The sequence below is a fragment of the Streptomyces sp. NPDC004788 genome (genome assembly GCF_053601115.1).
In genome coordinates, this window is the sequence record NZ_JBSGBF010000070.1 from 14234 (window position 1) to 31445 (window position 17212).

At 69.8% G+C, this 17212-nt stretch carries 13 protein-coding genes and 1 pseudogene; 9 read left to right on the plus strand and 5 right to left on the minus strand.

Annotation, left to right across the window (positions count from 1 at the left end; genetic code table 11):
* Positions 1-142 precede the first annotated feature (142 nt).
* Positions 143-3112 (minus strand): FAD-binding and (Fe-S)-binding domain-containing protein, encoded by a 2970-nt coding sequence (locus ACWEJX_RS26525; RefSeq protein ID WP_451609917.1) that lies wholly within the window; start codon positions 3110-3112, stop codon positions 143-145.
* Positions 3113-3187: 75 nt separating this feature from the next.
* Positions 3188-3655 carry a MarR family winged helix-turn-helix transcriptional regulator gene (locus tag ACWEJX_RS26530; RefSeq protein WP_451609918.1) on the minus strand — a complete coding sequence of 156 codons (468 nt, stop codon included), beginning with the start codon at positions 3653-3655 and terminating at the stop codon, positions 3188-3190.
* Positions 3656-3756: 101 nt separating this feature from the next.
* Here ACWEJX_RS26530 and ACWEJX_RS26535 point away from each other — a divergent pair, with 101 nt between their 5' ends.
* Both ACWEJX_RS26535 and mltG read left to right on the plus strand, forming a co-directional pair.
* Positions 3757-5592, plus strand: coding sequence for an ABC transporter ATP-binding protein (locus tag ACWEJX_RS26535; protein ID WP_451609919.1), 1836 nt, complete (start codon positions 3757-3759; stop codon positions 5590-5592).
* Positions 5593-5910: 318 nt separating this feature from the next.
* Complete coding sequence (mltG, locus tag ACWEJX_RS26540) at positions 5911-6804, plus strand: endolytic transglycosylase MltG (RefSeq protein ID WP_451609920.1); 894 nt, start codon at positions 5911-5913, stop codon at positions 6802-6804.
* Here mltG and ACWEJX_RS26545 read toward each other — a convergent pair.
* On the minus strand, positions 6743-7870 hold the full coding sequence (locus tag ACWEJX_RS26545; protein ID WP_451609921.1) for an NAD(P)-binding domain-containing protein: 1128 nt from the start codon (positions 7868-7870) through the stop codon (positions 6743-6745). The two genes, mltG and ACWEJX_RS26545, sit on opposite strands and share 62 nt — an antisense overlap.
* Positions 7871-7877: 7 nt before the next feature.
* Positions 7878-9110, minus strand: a complete 1233-nt coding sequence (locus ACWEJX_RS26550; protein WP_451609922.1) for an LLM class flavin-dependent oxidoreductase — start codon at positions 9108-9110, stop codon at positions 7878-7880.
* Between the two features lie 261 nt (positions 9111-9371).
* Between ACWEJX_RS26550 and ACWEJX_RS26555 the strand changes: the two genes are divergently transcribed.
* The 6 genes and pseudogenes from ACWEJX_RS26555 to ACWEJX_RS26580 all read left to right on the plus strand — a co-directional run bounded on the left by ACWEJX_RS26555 (position 9372) and on the right by ACWEJX_RS26580 (position 15615).
* Positions 9372-9788 (plus strand): YjbQ family protein, encoded by a 417-nt coding sequence (locus tag ACWEJX_RS26555; RefSeq protein WP_451609923.1) that lies wholly within the window; start codon positions 9372-9374, stop codon positions 9786-9788.
* A gap of 69 nt (positions 9789-9857) precedes the next feature.
* The gene (locus ACWEJX_RS26560; protein WP_451609924.1) at positions 9858-11387 is read left to right on the plus strand and encodes a recombinase family protein; all 1530 of its coding nucleotides are present in this window, start codon (positions 9858-9860) and stop codon (positions 11385-11387) included.
* Between the two features lie 195 nt (positions 11388-11582).
* Entirely contained in the window at positions 11583-12314 is a 732-nt protein-coding gene (locus tag ACWEJX_RS26565; protein WP_451609925.1) for a dienelactone hydrolase family protein, read from the plus strand.
* Positions 12315-12409: 95 nt separating this feature from the next.
* Positions 12410-12829, plus strand: a pseudogene (locus ACWEJX_RS26570) (transposase); the annotation flags it as partial.
* Positions 12830-14496: 1667 nt separating this feature from the next.
* Complete coding sequence (locus ACWEJX_RS26575) at positions 14497-14808, plus strand: hypothetical protein (RefSeq protein ID WP_451609926.1); 312 nt, start codon at positions 14497-14499, stop codon at positions 14806-14808.
* A gap of 120 nt (positions 14809-14928) precedes the next feature.
* On the plus strand, positions 14929-15615 hold the full coding sequence (locus ACWEJX_RS26580; RefSeq protein WP_451609927.1) for an RNA polymerase sigma factor: 687 nt from the start codon (positions 14929-14931) through the stop codon (positions 15613-15615).
* Positions 15616-16091: 476 nt separating this feature from the next.
* Here ACWEJX_RS26580 and ACWEJX_RS26585 read toward each other — a convergent pair whose 3' ends face one another.
* On the minus strand, positions 16092-16271 hold the full coding sequence (locus ACWEJX_RS26585; RefSeq protein WP_451609928.1) for a hypothetical protein: 180 nt from the start codon (positions 16269-16271) through the stop codon (positions 16092-16094).
* A gap of 398 nt (positions 16272-16669) precedes the next feature.
* On the opposite strand from ACWEJX_RS26585, the gene ACWEJX_RS26590 reads away from it, so the two are divergent.
* Positions 16670-17161: a DUF1877 family protein gene (locus ACWEJX_RS26590; protein WP_451609929.1), complete on the plus strand. Its 492-nt coding sequence runs from the start codon at positions 16670-16672 to the stop codon at positions 17159-17161.
* Positions 17162-17212 lie beyond the last annotated feature (51 nt).

Genomic DNA, 17212 nt, shown 5'->3' on the forward strand with positions numbered 1-17212 from the left:
CCGTCCCCGTGTGCGGACGTCCTCGCGTACGGACGTCCTCGCGTACGGACGTCCTCGCGTACGGACGTCCCCGCGTACGGACGTCCCCGCGTACGGACGCCGGGCCCGCCACGACCGGCGGGCCCGGACATCCGCCACGGCGTCACGGCCGGGTCGCGCGCTCCAGTTCCAGGAGCGCCGACCGGTACGTGCGGCCGGTGGCCCGGTCCATGCCGATCTCGCACATCCGGTTGGCCGACAGATGCGCGTCGAAGGGCCGGGCGGTGACCTCCGCCGCCTCGCGCGCCGTGGCCGAGGCCGTCAGCTCCGGGTGCAGCATGCCCCGGTCGCCGGCGAAGGCGCAGCAGCCGGCGTCTCTCGGCACGACGACCTCCTCCGCGCACGCCGCGGCGAGCCGCGTCAGTTCCTCCACGTCACCCAAGTGCCGCATGGAACAGGTGGGATGGACGACGGCCGAGCCGACCCGGCGACGCACGTCGAGCCGGGGGAGCAGCTCGTCGGCCGCCCACACCAGTGAATCGACGATCGTCAGCTCCGCGTGCAACTCCCGGTTCTCGTCGGTGAGATACGGCACCACCTCGTGTGCGATGCCGAGCGTGCACGAGGAAGCGTCCACGACCAGCGGCAGCCGGCCGCCGGCCGTCCAGCCCCAGGCGGCCGCCACGATCCGGTTCGCCATCACCTCGGTGCCGCGCTCGTACCCCTTGGAGTGCCAGATGGTCGCGCAGCACGTGCCGGCCACGTCGTCCGGGATCCACACCGGCCGCCCGGCGCGGGCCGACAGTGCCACCACCGCCTCCGGCAGCGACGGTCCCCTGTGCCCCCCGTGTCCCCCGTGTCCCGCGCTCTCCTCGTGCTCCTCGTGCCCCTCCGGACTGCTGAAGATCCGGTTCACACAGGCCGGGTAGTAGACCGCGACGGCGGCCGGACGATGGGTGCGGGGAAGCCGGCGGGGCGCCGCGCCGGGGATCTCGGGCAGCCATTCCGGTACGAGATCGGGCCGCACGGCCTTGCGCGCGAGACCCGTCGCCGACTCCAGGAACCGGTCGCCGACGCGCCGCCCCGCCGCCACCGCCAGCCGGGCGGACGCCTCGACGGCCCGGAAGTGCGTGGCGGCGAGCGCGGCGATCCGTTCCTCGCGCGGCGAGTGCCGCTCGTGCCGGAAGCGCCTCATGAGTGCCCCGGTGTCGATGCCGACCGGGCAGTCCAGCCGGCACGTGGAGTCGCCGGCGCAGGTGTCGACGGCGTCGTAGCCGTAGGAGGCCAACAGGCCGGTCTCGACCGGCGATCCGTCGGCCTGCCGCATCATCTCCCGCCGCAGGACGATCCGTTGGCGCGGCGTGGTCGTCAGGTCGTGGCTGGGACAGGTGGGTTCACAGAAGCCGCACTCGATGCACGGGTCGGCGACCGGCTCCACGGTGGGGATGGTCTTCAGGCCGCGCAGATGCGCCTGCGGGTCGCGGTCGAGCACGATCCGCGGCGCGAGGACGCCGTCCGGGTCGATGACCTCCTTCGTCCGCCACATCAGCTCGGTCGCCTTGGCGCCCCACTCCAGCTCCAGGAAGGGTGCGAGGTTGCGGCCGGTGGCGTGCTCGGCCTTCAGCGAGCCGTCGAAGCGCTCCACGGTCAGCTTGCAGAACTCGTCCATGAAGGCCGCGTACCGCTCCACGTCCGCCGGGTCGCCGGCGTCGAAGGCGAGCAGGAAGTGCAGATTGCCGTGCGCCGCGTGACCGGCCACGGCGGCGTCGAAGCCGTGCCGGGCCTGCAGTTCGAGCAGCTCCGCGCAGGCTTCCGCGAGCCGGGCCGGAGGCACCGCGAAGTCCTCGGTGATCAGGGTCGTACCGGACGGGCGCGAGCCGCCGACGGCCGTCACGAACGCCCTGCGGGCCTTCCAGTACCCGCCGATCGTCCGCGCGTCCCGCGTGAAGGCGTTGTCGACGGACGCGACCGGCGCCACCAGCTCGACCTCCGCCAGGACACGGGCGGCGGCCTCCTCGTACGCCGCGAGCGCGGTCTCGTCCGGCGCCCGGAACTCCACGAGCAGCGCGGCCGTCTCCCGGGGCAGCTCCGCCCAGTCGGCGGGCACCCCGGGCACGCTCACCGAGGCCCGCAGGGTGTTGCCGTCCATCAGCTCGACGGCGAGCGCCCCCGCGTCGTTGAAGTGCGGCACGGCGGCCGCGGCGGCGGGCAACGACGGGAAGAAGAGGAGGGCCGTGGCGACCTCGCGGTCCAGCGGGAGGGTGTCGAAGACGAGCTCGGAGATGAAACCGAAGGTGCCCTCCGAGCCCACCATCAGGCCGCGCAGGATCTCGACGGGGGTGGCGCCGTCGAGGAAGGCGTCGAGCCGGTAGCCGTTGGTGTTCTTGATCGCGTACTTGGCGCGGATCCGGGCCGTGAGCTCCGGGTCCGCCTCGATCTCCGCCTTGAGGCCCATGAGCCCCGCGCACAGCCGCGGCTCGGCCCGGGCCAGCTCCTCGTCCGCGGCCGGGTCGGCGGTGTCGACGATGGTGCCGCTCGGCAGCACGAAGGTCAGCGAGGCGAGGGTCCGGTAGGAGTTGCGGGTGGTGCCGGCGGTCATGCCGGAGGCGTTGTTGGCGACCACGCCGCCGAGCGTGCAGGCGATGGCGCTCGCCGGGTCGGGGCCGAGCACCCGGCCGTGCGGGGCGAGGGCCGCGTTCGCCCGGACCACCGTCGTGCCCGGCCGGATCCGGACCCGGGCGCCGCCGTCCAGGACCTCCACACCCGCCCAGTGGCGGCGCACGTCCACCAGGATGTCCTCGCCCTGCGCCTGCCCGTTCAGGCTCGTCCCGGCGGCCCGGAACACCACCTCGCGGCCCTTGCCGTGCGCGTACGAGAAAATCGCGGACACGTCGTCGACGTCCTCGGCGACCACCACGACCTGGGGTACGAAACGGTAGGGGCTGGCGTCGGAGGCGTACCGCACCAGGTCGGAGATCCTCCCCAGCACCTTCTCCGGGCCGAGGATCGCGACCAGTTCCTCGCGCAGGTGCTTCGGCGTGCCGCGGGCCTGCAGGTCGGGCACCCGGTCGGGCGCCGCCCGCCGCGTCGTACCGGCGCGCAGGGCCCGCGGACTCGGTTCCAGTACGGGCATGGCCAGGGCTCCCCTCCAGTGCGCGGCGTGCCCCGGTCCCGGCTGCCCCGGACTCAGCAGCCGGCCGCCCCGGACTCAGCAGCCGCGCTCCGGCCCCTGGTCGACCAGGGCGGACAGCAGACCTCCGAGCACCTTGCGCTGTTCGACGGTCAGTGGGGCAAGGATGTCCTCTGCGGCCCCACGGCGCGCGCTGCGCAGCTCCCTCAGCGTGTCGCGGCCCGCGTCGGTGAGCTCGATCCGCACCACCCGGCGGTTCGTGGGATCGGGCACCCGGCGCACCCGGCCGGCCGCCTCCAGGCCGTCGACGAGACTGGTGACGGCGCGCGGGACCACTTCGAGCCGGGCGGCGAGGTCGGCCATCCGGGGCGGTTCCTCGTAGTGCGCGACGGTACGGAGCAGCCGGAACTGCGCGGGCGTGATGCCGACCGGCTCCAGATACCGCTTGTGGAGGCGGTGCAGCCGGCGGGTGAGCCGCAGCAGCTGCTCGGCGAGGAGACCGTCGGGGTCGGTGGCGCCGGGTGCGTCCGGGGCGGGGTTGCTCATGACGGAATTTTATCAGGACCCGGTTCATTGTGAGTATAGGTAACAATGAGCTATGCTCTGATGGCCTCTCCTGGCACATCCCCGAACCCTCGTAGGAGCCCATGCATCCGCACGACGAGTCCACCTGGACACCCCCCGCCCGTGATTCCCGCCGCCCCGAGGAGCCCGCCCAGCTGCGGCGCATTCTGCGGCTGTTCCGGCCCTACCGCAGCCGGCTCGCCCTCGTCGGCCTGCTCGTGGCCGCGTCGTCGCTGGTCTCGATCGCCTCGCCGTTCCTGCTGCGCGAGATCCTGGACACCGCGATCCCGCAGGGCCGCACCGGGCTGCTCAGCCTGCTCGCGCTCGGCATGATCGCCACCGCCGTGGTCTCAGGCGTCTTCGGCGTGCTCCAGACGCTGATATCCACCACCGTCGGCCAGCGCGTCATGCACGATCTGCGCACCGGTGTCTACGCCCAGCTCCAGCGGATGCCGCTGGCCTTCTTCACGCGCACCCGCACGGGCGAGGTCCAGTCCCGGATCGCGAACGACATCGGCGGCATGCAGGCGACGGTCACCTCGACCGCCACCTCCCTGGTCTCCAACGTCACCGCCGTGATCGCGACCGTCGTCGCCATGCTCGCCCTCGACTGGCGGCTCACCCTCGTCTCGCTGCTCCTGCTGCCGGTCTTCGCCTGGATCAGCCGCCGGGTCGGCCGCGAGCGGAAGCGCATCACCACCCGGCGGCAGAAGCAGATGGCCGCCATGGCGGCGACCGTCACCGAGTCCCTCTCCGTCAGCGGCATCCTGCTCGGCCGGACCATGGGCCGCGCCGACTCCCTGACGAAGTCCTTCGCCGAGGAGTCCGAGCGCCTGGTCGACCTCGAAGTGCGCTCCTCCATGGCCGGCCGCTGGCGGATGTCCGTCATCGGTATCGTCATGGCCGCCATGCCCGCGCTGCTCTACTGGGCGGCCGGACTCTCCCACGACATCGGTGGCCCCGCGATCTCCCTGGGCACGCTCGTCGCCTTCGTCTCGCTCCAGCAGGGCCTCTTCCGGCCCACCGTGAGCCTGCTGTCGACCGGCGTCCAGATCCAGACCTCGCTCGCCCTCTTCCAGCGCATCTTCGAGTACCTCGACCTGCCCGTCGACATCACGGAGCCCGCCGAGCCCGTCCGCCTCCCGAAGGTGTCCGGCGAGGTCGCCTTCGAGAAGGTCGGCTTCCGTTACGACCCCGAGGGTGCGGGCCGCCCCACCCTCGACGGCGTCGACGTCACCGTCCCGGCCGGCGGCAGCCTCGCCGTCGTCGGTCCCACCGGTTCCGGCAAGTCCACCCTCAGCTATCTGGTGCCCCGGCTCTACGACGTCACCGAGGGCCGGGTCACCCTCGACGGGGTCGACGTGCGCGACCTCGACTTCGACACCCTGGCCCGGGCCGTCGGCGTGGTCTCCCAGGAGACCTACCTCTTCCACGCCTCCGTCGCCGACAACCTGCGCTTCGCCAAGCCCGACGCCAGCGACGCCGAGATCGAGGCCGCGGCCCGCGCCGCCCAGATCCACGACCACATCGCGTCGCTCCCCGACGGCTACGACACCCTCGTCGGCGAGCGCGGCTACCGCTTCTCGGGCGGTGAGAAGCAGCGCCTGGCGATCGCCCGCACCATCCTGCGCGACCCGCCCGTGCTGATCCTCGACGAGGCGACGAGCGCCCTCGACACCCGTACCGAACACGCCGTCCAGCAGGCGATCGACGCGCTCTCCGCGGGCCGCACCACCATCACCATCGCCCACCGGCTCTCCACCGTCCGCGATGCCGACCAGATCGTCGTCCTGGAGGCGGGCCGCATCGCCGAGCGCGGCACACACGAGGAACTGCTGGCCCTCGACGGACGGTACGCGGCCCTGGTGCGCCGTGACGAACACACGAACGCGGGAGCGGTTGTTCCCCAGAACGTGTGATCGTCCCGGATTTCATTGCCCAACTCCCGTGTGGCGGCTGATGATTACGGTGCGCAAGTGACGGGCTGCAGACCGCGACTGCGCAGTCCCACAGAAAGCTCTGCACGAGGAGAAGCACCATCATGAACGTCATCACCAACCTGCTCGCCGGCGTCGTCCACTTCCTGGGCTGGCTGATCTGACGCACGAGTCACAGCAGGAAGCAGCGCCGTCGGCCCCCCGTCCCAGGGGACCGGCGGCGCTGGCGCGTCCACGCCCGGTGCGCGCGCCGCGTGCGGCTCCCCGGAATCGGCGCGCGGCCGGGTTAGCGTGCAAACCATGACGAACCGGACCTGGCAGCCCGCACCCCGTCGCCGCCGTCCCCGGCTCACCCGGCGCGGCAGGCTCGTCGTCCTCGTGAGCGCCGTCCTCGGTCTCGCCGCCGCGGTCGCCGTGCCCCTGCTGCTGCTCGGCGGACCGTCCGACCGACCCGCGCCCGAGAAGCAGCGCACCCTGCTGATCCCCGAGGGCTGGCGGGGCGGGGAGGTGTACGCGGCCGTCGACCGCGCCCTCGGCCTGCCGGCCGGCACCGCCCGCAAGGCCGCCCACGCGCCGGCCACCGGTCTCGCCCTCCCGGCCGCCGCGGGAGGCAACCCCGAGGGCTATCTCTTCCCGGCCACCTATCCGGTGGGCAAGGCCACCACCGCCGAGGGTCTGCTGCGCTACATGGTCGAGACGGCGGTGAAGCGCTTCGGAACCGCCCGCGTCGCGGAAGGCGCCCGGCAGCACGGGATCAGCGTCCACGAGGCGGTGATCGTCGCCAGCATCGTCCAGGCCGAGGCCGACACCGCCGACGACATGGGCAAGGTCGCGCGCGTCGTCTACAACCGGCTCGCCCAGGGCATGCCGCTCCAGATGGACTCCACCATCAACTACGCCCTCGGCCGCGACACCGTCGACACCAGCCACCAGGACACCCGCATCGACAGCCCGTACAACACCTACGAGCGCCGGGGCCTGCCGCCGTCACCCATCGGAAACCCGGGTGACGAGGCCATGGCGGCCGCCCTCGCCCCCGCGAAGGGCGACTGGCTCTACTTCGTGACCGTCCGGCCCGGCGACACCCGCTTCACCGCCAGCTACGCCGAACACCAGGCGAACGTGGCCGAGTTCAACGAGCGGCGACGGGCTGCGGGAGCGGCGCGGACTGCGGCGACCGGGCCTGGCCACTGAGCAGGGCGCGGATCTCGTTCACGGCGGCGCGGCCGGCCCGGTTGGCGCCGATGGTCGAGGCCGAGGGCCCGTAGCCGACGAGATGGACGCGGGGATCGCGTACCGCCCTGGTCCCCTCCACCCGGATGCCGCCGCCCGGCTCGCGCAGCCGCAGCGGCGCCAGATGGTCGATCGCCGCCCGGAATCCGGTCGCCCACAGGATCACGTCCGCGTCCACGGTCCGCCCGTCGTCCCAGGCCACGCCGGTCGGAGTGATCCGGTCGAACATCGGCTGCCGGTCCAGGATCCCGCGCTCGCGGGCGTCCCGGACGGCGTCGTTGAGCGGCAGCCCGGTGACCGACACGACGCTCTGCGGCGCCAGCCCCTGCCGTACCCGCTCCTCCACCAGCGCCACCGCGGCCCGGCCCTGGACCTCGCCGAACGGGCCTTCGCGCCACACCGGCTCGCGCCGGGTGACCCAGGTCGTCGCGGCGGCGTGCTCGGCGATCTCCATCAGGTGCTGCGTCCCGGACGCCCCGCCGCCGACCACGACCACCCGCTGTCCGGCGAACGCCTCCGGCCCCGGGTACTGCGCGGTGTGCAGCTGCCGTCCGCGGAAGGTCTCCTGTCCCGGGTAGCGCGGCCAGAACGGCCGGTCCCAGGTGCCGGTCGCGTTGATCAGCGCCCGTGCGGCGTACACCCCTTCCGAGGTCTCCACGATCAGTCGCCCCTGCTCGCCCTCGCGCACCGCCGTGACGTCGACCGGCCGGTGGACCCGCAGGCCGAAGGTCTCCTCGTAGTCGGCGAAGTAGTCGCCGATCACCGCGGACGAGGGCCGCGCCGGGTCGGCACCGGTCAGCTCCTTGCCGGGAAGCGCGTGCATCCCGTGCACCTTGCCGTACGTGAGCGAGGGCCAGCGGAACTGCCAGGCGCCGCCGGGCCGGGGCGCGTGGTCGAGCACCACGAAGTCGCGGTCGGGCTCGTACCCGGTCCGCCGCAGGTGGTAGGCGGCGGAGAGCCCGGCCTGACCGGCGCCGATGACGACGACGTCGATGCCCCGCGCTTCGTGTACCCCGAAATCGTTCACGGTTCCACTAACGGTGTGAGCGGTCAGGATCTTCCCAGGTGTCCGGGGCCGTGCGGCGGGTTGCCGTGGCCTCCGGGATCCGGCGGCGCGATGTGGTGACCCCCTGGCCCGGGCCGAGGGATGTCGAGGGCAGCAACCCCCGGGCGGCGAGCTCGGGCCGTACGCCCTCCCCGAACCAGTACGCCTCCTCCAGATGTGGATAGCCGGAGAGTACGAAGTGCTCGACGCCCAGATCGTGGTACTCCTCGATGCGGTCGGCCACGTCCCGGTGGCTGCCCACGAGCGCGGTGCCCGCCCCGCCCCGTACCAGACCCACCCCCGCCCACAGGTTCGGCGCGATCTCCAGCCGGTCCCGGTCCAGCGTGCCGCCGCCGTGCAGCGCCAGCATCCGCTGCTGCCCCACCGACTCGCTGCGGCCGAGCGCGGCCTGCGCCGCCGCCACGGCCTCCGGCTCCAGCGCGTCGAGCAGCCGGTCCGCCGTCGCCCACGCCTCGCGCGCCGAGTCCCGAGAGATGGTGTGCAGCCGGATGCCGAAGCGGACCGTTCGGCCCCGCTCCTCCGCGAGCCGCCGGATCCAGTCGATCTTCTCCTTCACCTGCCACGGCGGCTCGCCCCAGGTCAGGTACACGTCCGCGTGCTCGGCCGCCACCGGTCCGGCCGCCGCCGAGGAGCCGCCGAAGAAGATCTCCGGCAGGGGATCCGGCGGCAGCGCCGTGAGCCCACCCGCCACCCGTACGTACTCGCCCTCGAAGTCGTACGGTTGCCCGCCCCACACCCCGCGCACCACTCGCAGGAACTCGTCGGTCCGCGCGTACCGCCGGTCGTGGTCCAGGAAGTCCCCGTACCGCCGCTGCTCCGCCGCGTCCCCGCCCGTCACCACGTTGAGCAGCAGCCGGCCGCCCGTGATGCGCTGGTACGTCGCCGCCATCTGCGCGGCGAGTACGGGCGAGACCACGCCGGGCCGGAAGGCCACCAGGAACTTCAGCCGCTCGGTGTGCTGCGCGAGCGCCACCGTCGTCAGCCACGCGTCCTCGCACCACGTCCCGGTCGGAGTGAGCACCGCCTCGAACCCCAACTGCTCGGCGGCCTTGGCGATCTGGGTCAGATAACCGATGTCGGGCGCGCGCACGCCACGGGCGGCGGACGACCGGCCGATGCCGCCGTCGCCGTAGACATGCCGGTCGACGAGGGTACGGCCGTCGCCGCCGGTGGGCAGGAACCAGTGCAGATGGACGGTCATGCGGAACCGGCCTTTCCGGCGCGCGGCGTCAGCACGCCGTGGAAGAAAGGAAACGAAAAGAAGAGGGGAGAGAAGGACCCGGGGCGTCAGCGGCCGCGACGACACGCGGCGGAGGCCACCCGCAGCAGGTCGATGTGACCGCGCGTGGTGAGCAGGGCTGGACGCAGCATGCCGCGAACGTAGCCACGCGCTCCGGACCCGGTCAACGGTGTCTCGGTGCGTGGACGCGCAATCCCGCCCCACGGACGGCAGGATGACCCCATGGCCTTCGACACCACGATCCTCAGCCTCACCACCGGCTCCACCGAGACCGTCACCGACCTCACCCCGCACTGCGAGGACTTCCTCACCCGCGCAGCCCAGGGCCGCGACGGCCTCCTCAACCTCTTCGTCCCGCACGCCACCGCCGGCCTCGCCATCCTCGAAACGGGCTCCGGCAGCGACGACGACCTCCTCGCCGCCCTCCACCTCCTCCTCCCCGCCGACGACCGCTGGCAACACCGCCACGGCTCCCCGGGCCACGGCCGCGACCACGTCCTCCCGGCCCTGATCCCACCCCACGCGACACTGCCGGTGCTCGGCGGACGGCTGGAGCTGGGGACGTGGCAGTCGATCTGCCTGGTGGACACGAACAAGGACAACCCGCAACGGCAGGTGCGGTTGAGCTTCCTGGGCTGATCGAGCCGGTCGAGATCGTCCTGGGTGCGGCCGCCAATTCTCCTTATGCTCCGGCGAAACGGGAGAAAGATGCGCGGTACCACCATGGACGAGGTCGTGCGGCCGTACGACGGCTGCGGAAAGTGCCTGCTCGGAGCACGCCGGCTGTCGCGGGGCAACGCCGCCACGACCTCGCCCGAGCGGCAGCGGGAGGACGTGCTGACGGCTGCCGCCGCCATCGGCGGGCACATCATCGACCGGGCGGACGACTGGGAGGTGTCCGGCGCCACCGACCCGATGACCCGTCCCAAGCTCGGTCCGTGGCTCCGTGACGAGCGGGGCAAGTACGACGGGCTCGTCGCCGCGGCTGTCGACCGGCTCGGCCGCAACGTGGTCGACTGCCTGAACACCGGCTACAAGATGCGCGACGAGGACAAGCTCCTCGTCACCTACGGGCACGAGGGCGTCTGGAACCTCGACGACCCGAACGACGAGAACCGCTTCACCATGGAGGCCTGGGGCGCGCAGATGGAGCTGCGCGCCATCCAACGGCGCAACCGCGACGCCACCAAGAAGATCCGTGCCGCGGGCCGCCCGAAGGGTAAGCCGTCGTACGGCTTCCAGTACGCCCGCACCGTGCCGAACGGTCGGGTCGACCGCGTCGAGCTGCACCCGCATGCGGCCGAGGTCCTGCGGAGCGTGGCCCGCCGCATCCTCGCCGACCCCGAGAACGTGTCGGTGAGCAGCGAGACCGCTCGTCTGAACCGACTGGGCGAGCTGTCGCCGGCCGACCACCTCGCCGTGATGTACGGCAAGCCGGCCGGTGGGCGCCCCTGGTACCCCACGAGCCTGCGCAACATGCTTTTGTCCGAGGCGGCCATGGGCTACCTCGTCCACCAGCGCAAGCCCGTCATCGACCGGACGGGAAACCCGGTGCGCCTGTGCGAGGGGTTGTGGAACCGCACCACCCACAACGCCTTGAAGGAGGTGCTCCGTGCCGGCGACGCCCCATACCGAGGCCGCAAGTCCAACCGGTCGTACCTCCTGACGGAAGTGGCCCTGTGTGGCCAGTGCCACAACCGGCTCTTCACCCAGACGTCCGCCAACGAACCACCTCGCTACGCGTGCACCGCCCGGAACAAGGGCTGGAAGAACGCGCAGCACTGCCGTCCGGCTCCCATCATGCGCGTTGCGAAGCTGGACGCTCTGGTCGAGGCCTGGTTCCTGGAGAAGTTCGGGCACGGCGCGATCGTCGAAACTGTCTACGACTCCGGAAACGGCGTCGCCGACCGCATCGCCGAGGTCAAGGCCAACCAGCAGCGCCTGCGCGCCGACCGTGAAGCCGGCCTCTACGACCAGCCCGACGACGCCGAGTGGTATCGCGAGCGCTACATCGAGCTTTCCCACGAGCTGAAGGACCTGGAGAGCGAGCCCCAGCGACCGCCTGGCATGGTGCAGCGCCCCACTGGCGAAACAGTGGAGGACCGATGGATGAAGGCCTCGGATGTCCAAGCCCGCAAGGAGATTCTGCTGGACTTCGGGGTCAGGGTGACGGTGTTCTCGGCATCGGCCCCGGTGCGGTGGGTGCCGGGAATCCTGAGGATTTCCCATTCAAGCTAGTGCCGCATCAGACAATGTTTGCCCTGTCGCATCCCCACCCGGGCCAGGGTGGAGTCCTTCGTGATACGTTCCTGCCGCCGTGCACTGCTGCGAACTGAGGAGGTGAGACCGATCAACGCTTCGACAGGTCGGGCCTCCCTCCCTCGCATGGCCTAGGGAGTGCCCGCAGAGGCATCCCGAAAGGCATGAATCGCTATGCGCTTCATCTCTGAGACGTCTTCCGACGGCGTCCGCGAACAGCTCTTCAACCTCGGCGAGATTCCTGGCGCGTTGTGGACGCCGGCAGGTGCCGTCGCCCCTCGTCCGCTCGTCTTGATGGGACACGGTGGCGGTCAGCACAAGAAGGCCCCTGACGTCCTGGCTCGTGCACGCCGCTTCGTGACCGAATGCGGATTCGCGGTCGTGGCGGTCGACGCTCCCGCCCACGGCGACCGGCCGAAGGTTGAGGAGTACGACCGGATCGCGACTGAGAACCAGGCTTGCGTGGAAGCCGGTGAAGAGCTGGCCCCGCTGATCGCCAGCTTCCAGGCGCTCGTGGCCCGCCAGACTGTGCCGGAATGGCGGGCGGTCCTGGACGCGGTTCAGCAAATTGAGCACGTCGGCGCCGGCCCGGTGGGCTACTGGGGGGTCTCGCTGGGATGCGGTCTCGGTGTTCCGTTCGTCGCTGCCGAACCGCGGGTCCGCGCGGCGGTACTGGGCTTGGGCGGGGTGCTGGCGTCGGCCGAGGCCGCCGCGCGGATCACTGTCCCAGTCGAGTTCTTGGTGCAGTGGGACGATGAGCGGGTCCCGCGGGTTCAGAGCTTGGCGCTGTTCGACACCTTGGCCTCGGCCGAGAAAACGTTGCACGCCAACCCCGGCAAGCATGGGGAGATCCCGGCATTCGAGCTGGAGAGCACGCTGAGGTTCTTCGCCCGGCATCTCGGCTGATACGGCGGCCCGCGACGCGCCGATCGGGAACCGGGTCCCGATCGGCGCGTTCACTGAAACTGGTCGGCGTGGCCGACAGAGTTCAGGTTCGACAGAACCTGTTCGCCGCCCTGGACTTGACCAAGGACAAGCTCTACGGCCACATCAAGCCGATCAAGAAGCGCACCCAGTTCCTGGAGTTCTGCCGCTACCTGCGCACCCTCTACCCGTCCGAGGTCCGTATCGCCATCATCTGCGACAACTTCTCCCCGCACCTGACCACGAAGAAGTGCCAGCGGGTCGGCACCTGGGCCACCGCGAACAACGTCGAGATCGCCTACACCCCCACCAACAGCTCCTGGCTCAACCGCATCGAGGCACAGTTCACCGCCCTGCGCTACTTCACCCTCGACGGCACCGACCACGCCAGCCACAAGGAACAGGGCAGCATGATCCGCCGCTACATCATCTGGCGAAACCGCCACGCCGACGACCAACGCCTACAGGAGGTCGTCGACAGGGCGAACGTTGCCTGACGCGGCACTAGCGTGATCCCGTCCTCTGCACGGAGGGCCCGAGGATCTCGGCACCGCCAATCTGCGGAGCTCCCGCCGCCGAGGTCAGCACGTGAGGGGAAGACAGCGGCGCCGGCGCCGGGGCGCGTGTTTCCAACCCGGTTAGCCTGGGGTTGTCTTAACGGAGGTTGGCGGAGGCGAGGGGGCGCAACCGAGGCAACCCTTGGGGCGTGGCGGCGGCAGGGCGGCGAGTTGCTGGGGGTTGTCTTCGCTGGCCCTGGTTGCCGGGCTGAGGGCAACTCGTTGCCCGCCTCGACGCCAGGTTGCTGGGAGCAAGAACTTCGAGAAGTTCTTGTGCCGACCGCATGCCCGGGGTGGCAGATGTTCAGGATCCGCTCGGCGGGGATGCCGGCGGCGTAGCGCATTGTGAAGCCGCTGCCGTTCAGGCCGAGGCGGGTGCCGAGAGAGTGGAAGATGAGTTCCCGGTCTGCGCCGGTAGCGGCCGGTGTGGAAACATTGATGCCCGTGATGATCAGCGCCGGGTGACCGAGGCGACGGTTGCTCTGGAACTCGGCGTCCGCCCACACCGGGCCGAACCGTCAGACCCCTCCTCCCTAGTTCGACAAGAGCCAGACAGGCCATAGCTTTTCGGGCGGCTGACGGGAGCTGATCGCACTCGTATCACCGAGCCGATGCTTTGCTGCATGGGGCGGCTCGTGGACGCGTGCGGTCGAGTCCTACAGAGTAGTCAAGTAGGCGGTGTCGATGCTGCCGGCTTTGATGGCCCGTCTACCCGATCGCTCAGGGAGTCCTCGATCAGGGCTCGGAGACCGAATGCCCAGACGTCCTCGATCTCGTGAACGAGGAGTCGAGTTGCGTGATAGGTGCCGCAGCGGCCGTCCAGCAAGCATCTTGCGGACCTCGTCGTCGTACGCGGTGAGTTCACTGGCCCCGTTGCGGAGGTCGCTCGCGGTGTCGAGGCCGACAGGGACAGCGGGCACCAGTTCGGTGATCCCGGAGAGGTTGGCTGGCCAGGTGCTCATACATCTCAACCACGGGGGTGGGTGCGCTCGAGCAGCCCGCCCCAGCCGAGGCTCAACGTTTGGGCTGTAGTTCACCTTCCGCAGCTTCCTCACCTCGATCGAATGCTAATAAGGAGTCGTTTCGTCGTGTCCAGACGGTACGCGTCGGCTTCTCTGAACTAAGAATTGAGCTCTGCTGGTTGCTGAGGTTGACTCGTAGCGTCGTAGGGGCTGACGGCTCGCGGTCGGCTCGGTCTCACCGGGGCATGCGATATCCACAAGGGGGCGAGCTGACCGACCGCCGACACGGCGTGCATTGCGCAGCAGGCATCTTCGGACGATTCCTCCACACAGTTGTTCACCTGGTGCTTGTTATCGGCTGACCGGGCACGGCTTCGCATGGTGTGACGTTTCCGGAGCCCGCTCCGCTAGGGAAGTACGGGAATCGGACCGGCCGCTTCCCGAGGAGAGTCGAGGGAGACGGGAATGGACCGGAACGCCGATGGAAGCAGATGCCTGGTCCAGGGCGGAGCCACCGGCTGGGCGGTCTCAGCGGGCGACATGCCCCACCACTCGGCCGCGCTTCTCACACACCTCGCCGCCCGCCGCTCGACCACCGCGCGGGGCCCCCTCCCACTTGACTACTCCGTGGCCAGCCTCCGCCTGGTGGACTTCCTCGTGGATGGCCTACGCCAGGGGAGCGACCCGCAGGACGGCCCGCTGCCGCCCATGCTCGTCGGGCTTGGCGCGTACGTGGGTGAGGTGCTTGTCCGACGGGCGGGCGCGGTGTGGGTGAACCTGGATGCCTCGCAGCGGCAATTCTTCGGCCAGCGGGTTGGCGTACGGATGCCGGACGGCCGAGTGCGCAGCCCTCTCGGCAAGATCGAGAACCGCTACCGCATCGGCGCCGAGGAGTCCCTGCACACCTTCTACCTGACACTGTCCGGGCGCTCTCGCCGACGTCCTTACCGGTCCTGACCTGTGTAAATAGGCTCATTGCGACGGAAGTTACTCAGACACCCTGTGATATCCCTGTGGAATGTTTCTCTGGCGCGCCAGGGGGGACTGGACACGAGCACTGAGAGCGGGGCGCACAAGGTGGAGGAGCGGGAGGGGACGTCCGGGCGTGGGGGCCGGGACGTCCGGGTACACGATCAAGAGCTCACAAAAGCGGTACGGCGAGCCCAAGAGGGCGACGAGGAAGCGTTCGTGAGCGCGTACCGCCTGGTCAATCCGCTCCTGATCGGTTACTTGAGGGGCATCGTCGGCAACGAGGCAGAGGACGTCGCGTCGACCGCGTGGCTGGAGATCGCCCGGGACTTGAGGCGCTTTCGCGGCGATGGCGCCGGCTTCCGTGCCTGGACCGTCGTCATAGCCCGCAACCGCGCACTGGACCTGTTGCGCCATCAGAAGGCCCGTCCCCAGCCCTCGCCCACCGGTCTCGACGATCTTCTTCACCCGCCATCCCTCGACCGCACCGACGACCGGGCCCTGGAGAACATCTCCACCCAGCAGGTCCTCTCCCACTTGGCGGCTCTGCCACGCGGTCAGGCGGAAGCCGTCCTGCTCACCACCATCGTCGGCCTCGACGGTCCCACCGTTGCCCGCATCCTCGGCAAACGCCCGGGCGCCATACGAACTGCCCTCAGCCGAGGCCTGAGCGCCCTCCGGCAGCGCCTCGCAGCCCCAGAAGCCATCAGCGCGCGTACCTCACCGGACACGCAGGAGGCTCCAGACAGACGCGCAGCCGCTAGGATCAGCAGTCCCGTCTCTTGGAGGCACTGATGACCGAAAAGCTCTCCCCGGCCATCAGTGCCTCCCATGCTTCCCCCGAGTCCGATCAACTCCGAGACCTTCTGATCGGGGCCCTCATCCCGGCTTCCCTGGTAGACGAGGGTGAGTCGGATGCGCTCGCCGCCTTTCGTGCCGCGCGCGACTCTGACGACCTGAACGACGCCCCGACCCGCTCACGTGACGACTGGCGTCCTCGCCCTACCCGTCATCCCCGCAGGCTGTGGCGCCGATGGCCGATGCGCATCACATTTGGCACCACCTTGGCCAGCCTCTCTCTCAGCGGCGCTGCCTTCGCAGCTCTCGCCCCCGATGACGAAGACCGCCCCGAGAACCGAGTGATGTCCCCTTCGCCGACCGTGGTGCCCAAGGTGCCTGAGAGCCCCTCTTCTCCCCCTGCCGGGGGCGTCGCCCGAGCTCCCTCTGACTCGTCGGATCCTGGCGGCCCGTCACAGCCTGGCAGGGACGACTCAGGCAAGGCCAAGGACATCGAGGCCAAGTGCCGTGCCGACTTCAGGGGTCAGGCTTCCGGCCACGGCAACAGTCAGGATTTGGCGGCTCGGAAACGCCTTGCGGCCGAAGCAGGTGAACCCCCCCAGATCGCGAACCACTGTGAGAATTTTGACATGCAGGCCGATCGAATCCCTCACGCGAAGAAGACTTCCCATCCCTCGCCTTCGGTCGACTTCGGAACGAATAAGTCCCGCAAAAAATAGCGCCGCTGAGATGGTCCCGTGGCTGAATTTCCGTCAGCAGATATCGATCCTCATCGTCGGTGCGCGAGAGCCACCCTGCCCTCCTAGCGGCTCATAGGATTCTCGGCGAGCGCCAAGAGGGAAGAGGAATCAGGCGGGCTCACCGGAAATCGCGAGATTCCATGTTCCGGGATTCCTGAGGATGTCGTTCTCGGTGGCGCCGAACGGGCGGGCAGACCTGTTCTGATATCTGCTAGAATATCGAGCGGGCCATTCTTTCGCGACGTCGAATTCGCGCCACTTCAGATGGAATTGCCAGTGGCGTTGGCAGTAAGTCTTGCATTCTAGCGGAAATGGAGGGTGTCTGGATGGGTATGTCTGTGACGATGTGGCGACTGGATGAGGATGAGGCCAGTCGTGGGCTGAATTATCTTGAGAGCCGTTTTGTGGCAGCGCTGGACGAGGAGGAGTGGGGCGAGGGGACCGACTTCGCTGGCTTCTGTGCGGTGGGAGAGGTGTGGGATTCGGTAAACATCGCCATCTCTCGGGACCGGATTCCCGTCCAGGGCGTTGAGAGCCTGGTGATCCTGGGGGGCGCGTTGCTGGGCACGGTTGGCGGGCCGAGTGATTTGATCACAATGCTGGACAGGCAGGAAGTTGTTGAGGTCTCGCATTTTCTCGACGGATTGAATGTCGACTTGCTCATCGCGGCACGTGACCACTTCAGAGGCCTGCCGGACTTTGTGATCAGCGAAGTCCGGCGAAGGATAGGGGATCTACAATCCTTCTATGCTTTGGCTGCTCAGGAAGGGCAGCTTGTAGCAAAGCGCGTGTATGGTCCGTAGTAGCCCGTTTTGCAGAGCCCGGATTGTCCTGCGACCCGCTCGGCTGCCGCT